General features: G+C 36.3%; 11 protein-coding genes. 7 read left to right on the forward strand and 4 right to left on the reverse strand.

The genetic code is table 11. From position 1 onward, the window contains the following. Positions 1-106: 106 nt before the first annotated feature. From ACGH46_RS06385 to ACGH46_RS06400, 4 genes are all read left to right on the forward strand, one after another. Positions 107-1,507, forward strand: a complete 1,401-nt coding sequence (locus ACGH46_RS06385; RefSeq protein ID WP_411598728.1) for a PLP-dependent aminotransferase family protein — start codon at positions 107-109, stop codon at positions 1,505-1,507. 29 nt (positions 1,508-1,536) lie between these two features. Next, on the forward strand, positions 1,537-2,757 hold the full coding sequence (locus ACGH46_RS06390) for an MFS transporter (protein WP_267352587.1): 1,221 nt from the start codon (positions 1,537-1,539) through the stop codon (positions 2,755-2,757). Between the two features lie 269 nt (positions 2,758-3,026). Further along, positions 3,027-3,290 carry a SemiSWEET family transporter gene (locus ACGH46_RS06395; protein ID WP_081299178.1) on the forward strand — a complete coding sequence of 88 codons (264 nt, stop codon included), beginning with the start codon at positions 3,027-3,029 and terminating at the stop codon, positions 3,288-3,290. Between the two features lie 449 nt (positions 3,291-3,739). Beyond that, positions 3,740-4,042, forward strand: a complete 303-nt coding sequence (locus tag ACGH46_RS06400; RefSeq protein ID WP_411604828.1) for a DUF1161 domain-containing protein — start codon at positions 3,740-3,742, stop codon at positions 4,040-4,042. Between the two features lie 155 nt (positions 4,043-4,197). On the opposite strand, the gene asnA is transcribed toward ACGH46_RS06400, so the two are convergent. The 4 genes from asnA to lipB all read right to left on the reverse strand — a co-directional run bounded on the left by asnA (position 4,198) and on the right by lipB (position 7,732). After that, on the reverse strand, positions 4,198-5,190 hold the full coding sequence (asnA, locus tag ACGH46_RS06405) for an aspartate--ammonia ligase (RefSeq protein WP_411604830.1): 993 nt from the start codon (positions 5,188-5,190) through the stop codon (positions 4,198-4,200). A gap of 242 nt (positions 5,191-5,432) precedes the next feature. Beyond that, on the reverse strand, positions 5,433-5,846 hold the full coding sequence (locus tag ACGH46_RS06410; RefSeq protein ID WP_411604833.1) for a hypothetical protein: 414 nt from the start codon (positions 5,844-5,846) through the stop codon (positions 5,433-5,435). Positions 5,847-6,142: 296 nt separating this feature from the next. After that, positions 6,143-7,102 carry a lipoyl synthase gene (lipA, locus tag ACGH46_RS06415; protein WP_267352536.1) on the reverse strand — a complete coding sequence of 320 codons (960 nt, stop codon included), beginning with the start codon at positions 7,100-7,102 and terminating at the stop codon, positions 6,143-6,145. A gap of 9 nt (positions 7,103-7,111) precedes the next feature. Then, positions 7,112-7,732 carry a lipoyl(octanoyl) transferase LipB gene (gene lipB, locus ACGH46_RS06420; RefSeq protein ID WP_411604836.1) on the reverse strand — a complete coding sequence of 207 codons (621 nt, stop codon included), beginning with the start codon at positions 7,730-7,732 and terminating at the stop codon, positions 7,112-7,114. Between the two features lie 375 nt (positions 7,733-8,107). On the opposite strand from lipB, the gene aceE reads away from it, so the two are divergent. Genes aceE through lpdA form a run of 3 tightly spaced genes read left to right on the forward strand, consistent with a single transcriptional unit; the run spans position 8,108 to position 13,832 of the window. Continuing rightward, a complete protein-coding gene (gene aceE, locus ACGH46_RS06425) occupies positions 8,108-10,774 on the forward strand; it encodes a pyruvate dehydrogenase (acetyl-transferring), homodimeric type (protein ID WP_411604838.1) in 2,667 nt (888 codons plus the stop codon). 12 nt (positions 10,775-10,786) lie between these two features. After that, the gene (aceF, locus tag ACGH46_RS06430) at positions 10,787-12,391 is read left to right on the forward strand and encodes a pyruvate dehydrogenase complex dihydrolipoyllysine-residue acetyltransferase (RefSeq protein ID WP_411590202.1); all 1,605 of its coding nucleotides are present in this window, start codon (positions 10,787-10,789) and stop codon (positions 12,389-12,391) included. A 16-nt stretch (positions 12,392-12,407) separates the two neighbouring features. Further along, on the forward strand, positions 12,408-13,832 hold the full coding sequence (gene lpdA, locus ACGH46_RS06435) for a dihydrolipoyl dehydrogenase (RefSeq protein WP_065559371.1): 1,425 nt from the start codon (positions 12,408-12,410) through the stop codon (positions 13,830-13,832). The last annotated feature ends 28 nt before the right edge of the window (positions 13,833-13,860 follow it).

A 13,860-nucleotide genomic window follows, 5' to 3' on the forward strand; every position in this document is an offset into this window, starting at 1 on the left:
ATTTAAAATTAACGATAGGTAAGATACAGCCAATTGGACTATAATTAGGTCATCCAATTTTTTATGCGTTGTCTGGCAAGGTTTAAAATGTTGAGTAATCGATAACATGTGGAATCATCAGAAATTAAATGCCTATCAAGGCGCACTTTTTAATAAAGTAAGTCAACTAATTGAATATTATATTGAGCAAGGCATATTGATTGCTGGCGAACGATTACCATCAGAACGTGAACTTGCTAACATTTTAAACATCAATCGAACAACGGTGGTTCGTGCTTTGGATAATCTCTCTGAACGAGGACTTTTAATCCGCAGGCAAGGAAGTGGAACATTTGTTAATGATAAAAAATGGGGTGTTCAGGCGTATACTTCAATAAATTGGCGGTTACCAGCACGTTTTTATCAAAATAAACAATCTCGTTATCAACAAAAAGTCGAACTCATACGACGTCAGCAATCTAACATCATCGATCTTGCTAATGGGGACTTACCCACAATTTGGATGCCCAAATTGTTATTACCCAATATCAGCTCAGATGAGCTTATCATGCATGAAAAAAATAGTGACCAATTACAGTTAGGTTTGCCAGCACTAAAAACGCAAATAGCCAATTACATGCAACAACGTTTTGCTATGTCGGTAGAGACATCTCAAATACTTATTACATCAGGCACACAGCAATCACTATTTTTAATTACCCAGGGATTACTTAAATCAGGCGATGCAATTGCTATCGAATCGCCTTCTTATTTTTACTCTTTGCCACTTTTCCAAGCAGCAGGGTTACGCTTATATGGGATTGAGTGCGATAATGAGGGTATTACCTTAGACAGTTTAAGTAAAGTCGTTAGTCAGCAACCCATAAAATGGCTGTTTCTCAATCCTATCTTTCAAAATCCATTAGGTTTTGTGATGAGTGATAAACGCAAAAAAGCAATATTAGCATTTTGTCGTTCGCAATGTATTGGTATCGTTGAAGATGATGCTTATAGTGGTTTAGCATTTAATTCTCAATTATCCATTTCACCCATTAAAAAGTTTGACCATCATAATCAAGTTATCTATTTAGGATCGCTTTCTAAATACATTGGTCGAAATATACGGGTGGGGTGGATGATAGCACCTCGTAATATTATTGAAAATCTAGCGAATATTCGTCAACATATCGATTCTGGGTTGAGTATTTTGCCGCAATTATTGGCAGAAGAATATCTAAAAAATCATTATTTCACTCATCAACACTTTTTGAGTGAACAGCTCAATTTTAAAGCGAATCAATTAATGGTATGGCTCAATAATTATTTTGATGACACAATAAATTATCAAAAACCTTTAGGTGGTTTTCATTTATATGCCCAATTACCTGTTAAATCATCACAACAAGAAATCGCTATTTTAAATCAATTGCTTGCTCAAAATATTATCGTATCACAAGGAAGTGATTATGGTGATAAATTAGGGTGGATACGTTTAAGCTATGGACATTTCAATCAAAATTTGGTTTGATCTTAAAAAATTACTATTATTTTTATGTTATGCAATATTCAACAAAACGCTCAATATCAACCAAAAAACTTTTATTTATTGCCGGTACAGGCTGGCTGTTTGATGCGATGGATGTCGGATTACTGTCGTTTATACTTGCCGCCTTAAAACAAGATTGGGGATTAAGTCCTGAACAACTTAGCTTAATTGGCAGTGTCAATTCTATCGGTATGGCGATAGGCGCTTTTCTGTTTGGGATCTATGCGGATAAAAAAGGACGTAAATCGGCATTTTTATTTACTTTATTAATGTTTAGTATTGCCAGCGGATTAAGTGCATTTGCTTGGGGACTAGCAAGTTTAGTTATTTTACGTTTTTTTATTGGTATGGGATTAGGTGGTGAATTACCGGTTGCTTCTACTTTAGTAAGCGAAAGTGTCGAGCCTGAACATCGGGGTCGAATTGTCGTATTACTTGAAAGTTTTTGGGCTGTCGGTTGGATTTTAGCTGCTCTAATCGCTTATTTTCTTATTCCTATTCCGGCAATAGGTTGGCGAGGAGCGATGATTATTTGCGCTATCCCTGCGTTTTATGCGCTTTACTTACGTTTTAACTTACCCGATTCATCGGCTTTTAATAGTTTGAATGCAAACTCTAAAAATGATTCGGTAATTAAAAAAGTTAATTCATTACTCACTTCAGAGTTTCGCCGTTCGACCATCATGTTATGGATAGTATGGTTTTGTGTGGTTTTTTCATATTATGGCATGTTTTTATGGTTACCGAGTGTCATGATGATAAAAGGATTTTCCATGATAAAAAGCTTTCAATATATTTTAATTATGACATTTGCTCAGTTACCGGGGTATTTTTCGGTTGCTTGGTTGATTGAGCGAGTAGGGCGTAAATGGGTGCTAATCACCTATTTATTAGGTACATTAATTAGTGCCTATTTATTTGGTGAGGCTAAATCTGTTAATCATTTACTCGTATATGGTGCTTTTTTATCATTTTTCAATTTAGGTGCTTGGGGTGCTATGTACGCTTATACTCCAGAGCAGTATCCTACCAATATTCGTGCTACAGGTTCTGGTATTGCTGCTTCGGTTGGACGAATAGGGGGAATATTAGGCCCTCTCATGGTTGGTTTTTTAATGGCTAAAGATATTCGTTTAAGTGTGATTTTTGGGTTATTTAGCTTATCTATTTTAATGGCAATAATGGCTATTGTCCTATTAGGTAAAGAAACAAAGCAAACACCATTAACCTAACTGTTTCCTAAAATGTGAGTTGTATAAATTCAGCGTTGACCTATACTAGTAAAGTCATCTGGTCGCTTCGTGTAATAAATAAATGATAAACATGAAGCGATAACACTGAATTTAACTTTAACGTTGATACCGTTGCTCAAATCTTTTCGTTCTTTATTAATTAATCTTTAGTCATGAATGAGTTTTATACCATTTAAACGTTTTCATTCAAAATGATGCGTATTGCAGTTATCAACATTATCGATTTAACTAATCATTAGGAGGTCATTTTGTATCTTTCAGCAAAAGCTTTCCATTATCTGGGTATTATTGCAACCATAGCTTCACTGGGTATGTACATTTCTTACATTCCACAAATCATTGATAATTTACAAGGTATGAAATCGAATCCTACTCAGCCATTAGCGGCAGCAATCAACTGTTCCTTATGGGTCAGTTATGGTCTTTTACGTGAAAAAAAGGATTGGCCTATTGCGATAGCGAATTCACCGGGGGTGATTTTTGGTCTTATCGCTTTTTTTACCGCCTTATAATTGTCAATGAAAGCGGAAGTATTTGCTTCTGCTCATTTATCTGAAGTCTTTTTTCGTCTATTTAATCCGTCTTAATTTAGCCTAATTTTAACAATTTAATACTTGATTTTTTCTTTAAAATAATATCATTTTTGAGGTCGTTTATTATTTAATCTGAATGATAAATTATTAATAATTAATAAGATAAAGAGTTATCAACAGGTTTGTTAAATACTTATCAAATAGTACAGTGCATAATTTTGATGTTACTCACAGCATCAATAATTATGTTTAAAAGTTACCGCCTATCCGATTATTCGTGTACCTATTTGAAAAGGGTATTTGAGTTTATTTGTCTTAAAATCTGCTATGATAAATGTATGGCAAAGTTAATCGTTATCATTTAATAAGTAATTATAACAATTTGATTTATTATATTTTAATTTCATAGAATATTATTAAGGAAAGAGATGAAAAAAGTAGTTTCTGTTTTGATGATATGTATGCCAACATTTGCGCTGGCATCAAATTGTGACGCTATTTGTGCCGATATTGCTGAAAAAATTGAAAATAATGGTGTAAAAACGTCTGACTATATGTTAAAAATTTCACCCACCGATATTGCCGATCAAGTTGAAGGTAAAATTGTCGGATCCTGTGAAGCTGGACAGAAAAAAATTATTTATCTTCGGTTAAATCATGTCTCAGCGGAATTTTTAGATTTATCATCAGAACATCATTCAAGGGGCATTGAATGTAAAAAAAGAAAGTGATTTAAAGCAAAGTACAGAAAATAAAATTGAATGAACAACGTGAATAATTGAAGAGGGATAAAGTTACGTTATTCGGTGATTTAAGCAGGTCATTTTTCTAATCAGAAGTGAGTAATATCTCTTCTACCATGAAAATAGAAGAGATAATCATTACATTATAATAAATTAGTGTAATTTTGATGAGTTACATCGTTCCAAACACTTGATTGTACTTGTCCAATATGTTTTTGTTGTAAAAGTAGCATCGCTAAACGAGATTGACCAATTCCACCCCCTATAGTTTGAAGTAGATCACCATCCACTAAAGCTTTATGCCACGCATATTGTAAACGATCTTCATCATTGGTTGCTTTTAATTGGCGTTTTAAAGCTTCTGGATTAACTCGAATTCCCATAGACGAAATTTCAAACGCACTATTTAAAATTGGATTCCAAACTAAAATATCGCCATTTAAACCTTTTGATCCCATTTCATTATCGCTACTCCAATCATCATAGTCGGGTGCACGTACATCGTGTTTTTCATTGTTAGACAAATCACCCCCTATACCGATCAGGAACACAGCGCCAAGCTCTTTTGTGATGGCATTTTCACGTTCTTTAGGTGATAAATTAGGATAACGTTTTAATAATTGCTCACTATCGATAAATGTGATCGATTCGGGTAAAAATCGTGATAGATGATATTTATCGGATACTGCACTTTCAGTCGCTTTGATGGCGGAATAGATCTTTTCGACAGTTTGCTTTAAATACCCTAAATTACGATCTTCTGGTCGCATTACTTTTTCCCAATCCCATTGGTCAACATAAACAGAGTGAATAGGGGAAAGTTGATCTTCGTCGGGGCGTAATGCTTTCATATTCGTATACACGCCTTCGCCGACAGGAAAATGATGCATACTTAATATTTTTCGTTTCCATTTTGCCAGCGAATGAACAACTTCAAATTGTGATTGAGGAATAGCTTTAACTTTAACTTGAACGGCTTTTTCAGTTCCCGATAAATTGTCTTGTATCCCATCACCTACTTGACTTAATATGGGGGCTTGCACTTCAATAAGCGATAAGTTTTTTGCTAATTGTTCAGCAAAAAATTGTTTTACAAAACTGATACGTTGTTGTTGTTCTTTAAATGATATCGTCATGTTTACTCTTCAATTATTAGTTAATCCAGATAGCTAAATTAAACTAGAAAATAAAAATATGCAAGTTAGAACATATCGGCACTTTTTCAAAAATACTAAGCAAAATAGTTAACGAGTTTACTTTGGACTTTTCATCAATGATAGGAGCCGATATTAAATGTAAAAACTAAAAATTAAAACGCCTAATAAGACAAGATATTAGGCAATATTTTAATAACACCAGAAAAAGATAAATGGGTTAATTATTGATTAATATAGGTGGTAATAATATTCGCTAAATTTGGTTTTTGCCATTTTACGGTCAGCACAAAATTAGGCACTTTAAATGGATATCGTTTATTTTCAGTAGTCGTAAATTCAAATTTGCTGTTAATCCAACCTTTTTTGAAGGTCATATTTGAAATTGATGTCATCGGTATTTGGAGAACATTATAGGTAAAATCTCCTGTTACAGTTAAACCTATTAAAATAATTTCATTGGAATCAAAATAAATAAGGAAATGTTTAATATCTAAAACAGCTAATTCCTGATAAAGTGCAAATTTCCAAAATTTTGGGTTGATACAACCATAAATTACTGATGAGCTGTTAAAATTGGGTAATTCAAATTTTTCAAATAATGCGTTAATGTTTTCTAACTTTAAGCCTTCGTTCATGTTAATATTCCTTATGTATCGAGAATTTATTTTTAGTTTTTATTAAAAAAAATTATTTTTTAGTTTATATACTGTTTAATGTTAGTTCTAAGGATTTTCGTATTTTACTCTAATGAAATGTTTCATGATATTACAAAGTAGTGAAATAATTGTTTTATCTTCCGTTTTTCGTCATAGGTAATATTCTTTTTTTCAAAAAAATTTTGCAACGATTTTATAGCAAAAGTTTTAGATTCTGAATCTGTTTTAAAATCAGCTTCCATTTCGGCACAATATAACCCGTTTTTTTAAATTTATTATTTCACTTCTTTACCCATAGCCTGTAAATCAGCATGATACGATGAACGGACAAAGGGGCCACATGCGGCATGAGTAAATCCCATATTTAAGGCAATTTGTTTTAATTCATCAAATTCTGATGGTGATACATAACGCTCAACAGGAAGATGATATTTACTTGGTTGTAAATATTGCCCTAAGGTTAACATTGTCACACCATGACTACGTAAATCTTTTAAGACTTGAATAAGTTCTTCATTTGTTTCACCCAAACCAACCATTAAGCCCGATTTTGTTGGAATATCCGGATGTTTTTCTTTAAAGGCTTCTAATAACTTTAAAGAGCCTTCATAGCTAGCACCGGGGCGTATTTTTTTGTATAAACGAGGAATATTTTCAAGATTATGATTGAAAACATCGGGCGGGTTTTGACTTAAAACTTCGACTGCTTCATTTATGCAGCCTCGAAAGTCTGGTGTTAAGGTTTCGACTTTAATAGTCGGGCTTAATGCGCGAATCTCTTTTGTACATGCTGCAAAATGACTTGCACCACCATCTTTTAAGTCGTCTCGGTCAACCGAGGTAATAACCACATAGCGCAATCTCATCTCTTGAATCGTTTTAGCAAGTTTAATGGGTTCTTCATGGTCTGGTGGTAATGGTCTACCGTGCGCAACATCACAAAATGGGCAACGGCGTGTACATATATCACCTAAAATCATAAAAGTAGCCGTTCCGTGATTAAAACATTCCGCTAAATTTGGACAAGACGCTTCTTCACAAACCGAATGTAAACCATGTTTACGCATAGTATTTTTTATATGGGCAATATTATCACTGTTAGCGGATAATTTAATTCTCATCCATTCAGGTTTTTTTAAGGGGGCAGAATCTTCCACCGTAATAGTTGGAATTAAACGTGTTTTATCTGCATCACGGTATTTTGAGCTTCGGATTATTGGTTCATCATTTTGCATAATTTTATCTTATTGATTTTGTAACTGGCTAATAAAGTTATCCGTTAATTGTTGTTTAATAACTTTGCGATCGATTGAAGAGACATATTCTTTTAATTGTGTCATTTGCAATCCAGCATAGCCACAAGGATTAATATAAGTAAAGGGAGTGAGATCCATATCAATATTTAAAGCAAGTCCATGCAATGTGCAACCACGTTGAATGTGCAAACCAAGTGAACAGATTTTTTTTGTATCAATATAGACGCCAGGTGCATCAGGTTTGGCATAGGCTATGATATCATAATTAGCTAAAGTTTGTATGATACTGTTTTCCAGATAACTGACCATATCACGAATGCCGAGTTTGGCTCTTTTTAAGTCAAACAAAATATACATGATTTGCTGACCGGGAGCATGGTAGGTGATTTGTCCACCTCGATCAGTTTGTACGACAGGAATATTGGTTTGTTTAAGTAAGTGTTCAGGTTTACCCACTTTACCTTGAGTGAAAACCGCATGATGTTCGACAAGCCAGATTTGATCGGGTGTCTGATTATCTCGACTTTGAGTAAACTCATGCATAGCTTGATACGTTTGCATGTAAGGTTGTATATTCAAATCTTTGATAATAATGTCTTTGTTCATCATGCTCGTTTTTTCAGTCTCTACGTTGCATTGCTTTAAAATTTACATTTATATATCAGATTTTACTATAGCTTGACAACCTATGCTTGAACAAGGTATAACCATATAGATATTTCTTTAATTTTTCACTTCTTAAAAATTCTTTTATATCAATGAAATATATGCTCTAAGTCGTATTTATTGGAATAGTTGATTAATTTGATAGGAATTAACATTCTTTTCTAAACTCAGGTTTACTTTACTTTTTTTCTGAAAATGGCAGACTGATATAAGTAAAGCTCCATAATGCAGAATTGAAGCTTATATATTTAGTTATGCTTTTGTGATAGCTAAGGATAGCAAAAACTGCATTTTTTTTAACAAAAAAGAGGTTTTTATATGTCGGACATGCAAATGAATGATATCGATCCATTTGAAACGCAAGATTGGCTGAAAAGTATCGAGTCAATTATTCGTGAAGAGGGTATCGAACGTGCTCAGTACATTATCGAACAAATAGTCAACAAAGCCAGAGATGGTGGCGTTCCACTTCTTTTCGGTTCTTCAACAAGTAATTATATCAATACCATTCCAGTAGAAGAACAACCTGCTTATCCAGGCGACTGGGAAATTGAAAGGCGCATTCGTTCAATTGTTCGTTGGAATGCTATCATGATGGTATTACGAGCATCTAAAAAGGATTTAGAGCTTGGCGGTCATATGGCTTCATTCCAATCGGCAGCCACTTTTTATGAAGTCTGTTTTAATCACTTCTTCCGTGCTCGCAACGATAAAGATGGTGGTGACTTGGTCTACTTCCAAGGTCACATTTCACCCGGTATCTATTCTCGTGCTTTCATCGAAGGACGTTTGACTGAAGAACAATTAGATAACTTCCGTCAAGAAATTCATGGTAAAGGTTTACCATCTTATCCGCACCCTAAATTATTACCAGAATTTTGGCAATTCCCAACCGTATCTATGGGATTAGGGCCAGTAAGTGCTATTTATCAAGCTCGTTTCTTAAAATATTTACATCATCGTGGACTAAAAGATACCTCTGAACAAACCGTTTACGCTTTCTTAGGTGATGGTGAAATGGACGAGCCAGAATCTAAAGGTGCAATTACGGTGGCAACCCGTGAAAAACTGGATAATTTAGTTTTCGTTGTTAACTGTAACCTGCAAAGACTTGATGGACCAGTAACCGGTAATGGTAAGATTATCAACGAACTTGAAGGGATTTTTGCTGGCGCAGGTTGGAATGTTATCAAAGTGCTTTGGGGTGATCGTTGGGATAAATTATTACAAAAAGATAAATCAGGTAAATTGATTCGTTTAATGAACGAAACCCTTGACGGTGACTATCAAACTTTCAAATCAAAAGATGGTGCTTATGTGCGTGAGCATTTCTTTGGTAAATATCCTGAAACGGCTGAATTAGTAAAAGACATGAGCGATGAAGAAATCTTCAGACTCAACCGTGGTGGTCAAGATCCAGAGAAGATGTTTGCGGCATTTAGTCGTGCTAAAGAGACTAAAGATCGTCCTACCGTGATATTAGCACATACTATTAAAGGCTATGGTATGGGTGAAGCGGCTGAAGGTAAAAATATTGCTCACCAAGTGAAAAAAATGAATATGGACGGCGTTCGTCATGTTCGTGATTTCTTTAACATCCCGGTTAATGATGAATCACTTGAAAAATTACCTTACATTAAATTTGAAGAACATACGCCAGAATATAAATATATTCATGAACGTCGCCAAGCATTACATGGTTATGTGCCTTCACGATTAACTAAATTCTCAGGCACCGTGTCAATTCCACCGTTAAGTGAATTTGCGCCACTACTTGAAGAGCAATCAAAAGAGATTTCGACCACTATTGCTTTTGTTCGTGCGCTTAACATTATGCTTAAAGATAAAGATCTTGCTCCTCGTTTAGTGCCAATTTTAGCTGATGAAGCAAGAACATTTGGTATGGAAGGCTTATTCCGTCAAATTGGTATCTATAATCCACACGGTCAACAATATACGCCACAAGACAAAGAACAAGTGGCTTATTATCGTGAAGACGAAAAAGGACAAATTCTACAAGAAGGTATTAATGAATGTGGTGCAACCGCTTCATGGCTTGCAGCCGCAACATCTTACAGTACCAACGACTTGCCAATGATTCCATTTTATATTTACTACTCAATGTTTGGTTTCCAACGTATCGGTGACTTAATGTGGGCTGCTGGGGATCAACAAGCACGTGGATTTATGATTGGTGGGACTTCAGGACGAACAACGTTAAATGGTGAAGGTCTACAACACCAAGACGGTCACAGTCATATTCAATCTTTAACCATTCCTAACTGTATTTCATATGATCCAGCTTACGCTTATGAAGTAGCAGTAATTATGCAAGATGGTTTACGCCGTATGTATGGTGAGCAAGAAAATGTTTACTATTACATTACCACATTGAATGAAAACTATGCACAACCTGCAATGCCAGAAGGTGTTGAAGACGGTATTCGTCGTGGTATCTATAAACTCGATACGGTTAAAGGTAAAAAAGGTAGTCCAACTGTTCAATTATTAGGTTCAGGGGCAATTTTACGTCATGTTCGTGAAGCGGCAGAAATTTTGGCTAAAGATTACGGCATTGGATCCGATGTATATAGTGTTACTTCGTTCACTGAATTGGCTCGTGAAGGTCAAGATTGTGAGCGTTATAACATGTTACATCCAAGTGAAAAACCAAAAGTACCTTATGTAACACAAATTATGAATAATAACCCAGCCGTGGTTTCAACAGACTATATGAAACTGTTTGCTGAGCAAATCCGTGCCTTTGTACCTGCTGAAAGTTACAGAGTACTTGGTACTGATGGTTTTGGTCGCAGTGATAGCCGTGAAAACTTACGCCATCATTTTGAAGTGGATGCATCTTATGTTGTTGTTGCAGCATTAGGTGAGCTTGCTAAACGTGGTGATATTAAAGCCAGCGTTGTTGATGAAGCGATTAAAAAGTTTGAAATCAATGCTGACAAATTAAACCCACGTATTGCATAAGAGGTAACCAACATGAGTATTGAAATTAAATTACCTGACATTGGCAGTGATGAAGTCGAAGTCACCGAAATCCTTGTAAAAGTGGGAGACAAGGTAGAAGTCGATCAATCATTATTAACGGTTGAAGGCGATAAAGCCTCAATGGAAATCCCTGCGCCACAAGCAGGGATCGTAAAATCTATCTCAGTCAAAGTCGGCGATAAAGTTAAAACTGGTGTCGATATTATGGTATTTGATACCGAGAATGGCGCAGAATCTGCGCCAGCTCAAGCAGAGTCTGCCCCGAAAGTCGATGTTGCTCCAGCGGCTGCAACCGTAAGTCAAACAGTCGATGTTAATGTGCCAGATATTGGCGGTGACGAAGTCGAAGTGACCGAAATTTTAGTGAAAGTCGGTGATACTATATCGGTAGATGATTCACTTATTACTGTTGAAGGCGATAAAGCCTCAATGGAAATACCTGCCTCTATCGCAGGTGTGGTTAAAACGATAACAGTTAAAGTTGGCGATAAAGTGAAGACAGGTTCCAAAATTATGGAATTTGAAACGGCATCCAGCAGTGCGCCAGCTAACGCTGCAACTGCAACGCCAGCGCCGACAGCACCAGAAAAATCAGCTTCAGTTGCTGCACCGGTGAGTAATGTTTCTACTCCTGCTGCAACGGCTTCTACAACGGCAAGTAATGATTTTGTTGAAAATGATGCATATGCACATGCAACACCTTCTGTTCGTCGTTTAGCGCGTGAATTTGGCGTGAATCTGGCTAAAGTATCACCAACAGGGCCTAAAAACCGAATCCTACGTGAAGATATTCAAGCTTACGTTAAAAATGCGGTGAAACAAGTTGAGAGTGGTACAGCAGGCGGAGCATTACCGGGATTATTACCATGGCCGAAAGTTGATTTTAGCAAATTTGGTGAAACTGAAACTTTACCATTAACTAAAATCCAAAAAGTGTCAGGAGCAAATTTACATCGTAACTGGGTCATGATTCCTCATGTTACTGAATTTGACGAAACCGATATTACGGATTTAGAAGCATTCCGTAAACAACAAAATGCCGAAGCAGAGAAGAAAAAACTTGATCTTAAAATCACGCCATTAGTGTTTATTATGAAAGCGGTGGCAAGTGCATTAACTGCTTATCCACGTTTTAATAGTTCATTATCGGAAGATGCGCAAACCTTGATTATCAAAAAATACATCAATATTGGTGTCGCAGTTGATACGCCAAACGGTTTAGTCGTACCGGTATTTAAAGATGTCAATAAAAAAGGCATCGTTGAGTTATCTCGTGAACTTGCCGAAATCTCGAAAAAAGCTCGTGAAGGTAAATTAACCGGTGCGGATATGCAGGGCGGATGTTTTACAATTTCAAGTTTAGGTGGTATTGGTACAACTTCATTTACCCCAATTGTGAATGCACCTGAAGTCGGTATTTTAGGGGTGTCACGCTCAAGTATGAAACCTGTATGGAATGGTAAAGAGTTTACGCCACGTTTAATGTTACCTTTATCTCTGTCATTTGATCATCGTGTGATTGATGGTGCAGACGGTGCACGCTTCTTAAGCCATATTGTTAACGTCTTATCTGACTTACGTCGATTAGTGATGTAGTTTAGGAGAATAAATTATGAGTCAAGAAGTTAAAACACAAGTGGTGGTTTTAGGTGCTGGTCCAGCAGGTTATTCTGCTGCGTTCCGTGCCGCCGATCTTGGATTAGACGTAACGTTAGTTGAACGCTATTCTACATTGGGTGGCGTATGCTTAAATGTGGGATGTATTCCTTCTAAAGCACTTTTGCATGTAGCTAAAGTCATGGACGAAGCCAAATCACTGACAGAACATGGAATTCATTTTGGTACACCTAAACTTGAACTGGATAAAGTTCGAGGTTGGAAAGAGAAGGTCATTAATCAGTTAACTAATGGATTAGCAGGTATGGCTAAAATGCGTAAAGTCAATGTTATTCAGGGCGAAGCGCAATTTACCGGTAGTCATACTATGGATGTGACTTCAGCAAAAGGTATTACTAAAATTACGTTTGATAATGCTATTATTGCAGCTGGGTCTCGACCAATTAAATTACCTTTTATTCCGCATGATGATCCTCGTATTTGGGATTCCACAGATGCGCTTGCTTTGACAACCATCCCTAAAAAATTATTATTAATGGGTGGGGGAATTATTGGGCTTGAAATGGGCACGGTTTATCATGCCTTAGGTTCAGAAGTTGATGTGGTTGAAATGTTTGATCAGGTCATTCCTGCTGCTGATAAAGATGTGATCAAAGTCTTTACTAAGCAAATTCAGGATAAATTCACCTTACGTCTTGAAACAAAAGTAACGACGGTTGAAGCAAAACATGATGCGATTTACGTCACTATGGAGAAAAAAGACGGAACCACTGAAACACACACTTATGATGCCGTATTAGTGGCAATTGGACGTTCGCCAAATGGAAAACTAATTAGTGCTGAAAAAGCCGGCGTGAACGTTACTGATCGTGGTTTTATTGAAGTCGATAAACAAATGCGCACCAATGTTCCACATATCTATGCTATAGGTGATATTGTTGGTCAACCAATGCTTGCGCATAAGGGCGTTCACGAAGGACATGTGGCTGCTGAAGTGATTGCGGGCAAAAAACACTATTTTGATCCAAAAACGATTCCTTCTATTGCTTATACTGAGCCAGAGGTTGCTTGGGTTGGTTTAACCGAAAAAGAAGCGAAAGAAAAGGGTATTGATTATGAAGTGTCTATCTTCCCATGGGCAGCATCTGGGCGAGCTATCGCATCGGATTGTTCACAAGGGATGACTAAGCTGATCTTCAATAAAGCAGATAATCGCCTTTTAGGTGGCGCAGTCGTTGGCGCTAATGGCGGTGAATTGCTTGGAGAGATTACCCTTGCGGTTGAAATGGGGTGTGATGCCGAAGATATAGCCTTAACTATTCATGCGCATCCAACACTTCATGAATCAATTGGACTTGCTGCTGAAATTTATGAAGGAACGGTAACTGATTTACCGAATCCGAAAGCAGTAAAAAAATAGTTTATATTCAGTCATTCTATCTATCTTA

This window comes from Gilliamella sp. CG22, from assembly GCF_046635725.1.
GTDB classification, from domain to species: domain Bacteria; phylum Pseudomonadota; class Gammaproteobacteria; order Enterobacterales; family Orbaceae; genus Gilliamella; species Gilliamella apicola_I.